1 protein-coding gene is annotated in these 1,673 nt (G+C 51.9%); it reads right to left on the bottom strand.

Annotated elements, in window-relative coordinates; genetic code table 11:
- A partial coding sequence (locus KDK19_RS01370) for an AAA family ATPase (RefSeq protein ID WP_257291189.1) occupies positions 1 to 1,673 on the bottom strand: 1,673 nt, incomplete at both ends.

Below are 1,673 nucleotides of genomic sequence, written 5' to 3'. Positions count from 1 at the left end.
TGAGAATCACCCGGTGTTTTGAGCTGACCTTGACAGGGTGGCCATTCACATAGATACAGGGTTTCGGTTCCCATAAGCCGTTTAATGACGCCAGCAATCCGGTTTTGGCGAGATTGGCTTCATCCAGCACCAGGGTAACGTACTCGCCGTCTATGTCGGACGGGGTACTAGCCCATTCCATCAGGGCCCGGTTTTGCTGTTTCATAGAGCGGTCGCCACTGGTGTGCTCTTGCCACTGCCAGCGTTTCATGAGGGTTTGTTCGCTGTCAGAAGGTCCAAGGGATATCACCACAGCCTGTCCTGAGGCCTTCGCCATTCTGGCAGAAAAGTAACTTTTTCCAGTGCCGGTTTCCCCCTGCAGGAATAGAACGGGAGAGTCCGCCAACCGGTCATGGAGTCGGTACAATCGACGGTTTTCACGATCCTTCTGACTCATCTCGCCGTAATAAAGATCATGGGCCAATGCTGACAGTGGCTTATCAGCGGAACCCTGCCATTCCAGTGATTGAGACAGTCGGTTTTCTATGCGTTCAATGCATTCTGCGTCGGAATTCCCTGTTTTGGCCATGTGAAAACAATCGGTGGCCAGAGATTGAATGGCATCGGATCGGGTCTGCCCTGATGACAGAGGTAAATGCCAGCCAGAAGCCAGTGCATCTTGTATACGTTTGATCTGTCTTGATGGTCTGATGGCTAACGTTTGATATTGTTCTGCTGCCGCTGGATCAACTGCCAACTGATGCGCTATTGCCTGTCGTTGTCGTTCCGGCGAGTGGGCAACGATCGCGGCACAGAGCTCATCCAGAGATTTTTCAGTCGACAAAAATGGAAAGGGTTTTTCATAGGACAGTTTTAATACTCTGAATTGAGTCTCGTTAAAGGCTGCCGGGTCAAAGGCTCTGGCCAGTGGCCATGGGTTCTGCTGCACAAACGCTCTGTCCAACTGCGGGGTACTATTAATGATGTCATTTAACCGATCCGGGTCCACTGAGGCAGTTTGCTCCTCATCCGGCTTTTTATCAGCATCCGGCAGTAACTGCCAACAGGCTACTTTCATAAAATCACGCACTGACGGATTCTGCCGGGTGCCATGGGTGATGACACTATTAATGGCCTTCCGCCAGTGGCGGGGCAGGAGCTGTGGGGACTGGTCAACCTGCTGTGCTCGCCGGGCGGCCAGTATCAGGTTATTCAGTAACCCTTCGTTCAGTTCAGGCAGAGGGTTGCAAAGGTCGCCGGGTACAGTTTCAAACGCTTTGTATAGTTTGTGAAGTGCCTTTTCTGGCAGCCCGGCCCGGGGGATATCGTACCTGACTCCATTAATATCCCAGATATCTACCTCAGGACATGGGGTGCCCGTGGCGACCATCGAACTGAATACGCTGGATGGGCTTTTCGCAGACTCAGGCCAAAGCAGGGTGACATGGGCTTTTGGGTAGGCCTGTAGATGACCATTGACCAACAAAGGTTGCCCAATAGCCAGGGGTTCCAGAAGTTGTTGAAGTGTTGGATTACTTTCGAGACCCCGCAATACAACCGGCTTGCCAGAGGCTAATGCCTCTTGCAACTCACTCTGACGCCGGCCAAAGTGCGCCTTTTGTTCTGAGGTGACATGGATATTATCAAATAGCTGACTGAGGCTGGTTTGTTCATTGACCTGAATCACCAAAGGT

It is taken from the genome of Endozoicomonas sp. ONNA1 (assembly GCF_024606325.1).
Taxonomy (GTDB): domain Bacteria; phylum Pseudomonadota; class Gammaproteobacteria; order Pseudomonadales; family Endozoicomonadaceae; genus Endozoicomonas_A.
Note: the sequence above shows the minus strand (reverse complement) of the source record. Positions and strands in the feature narration are given on the sequence as shown.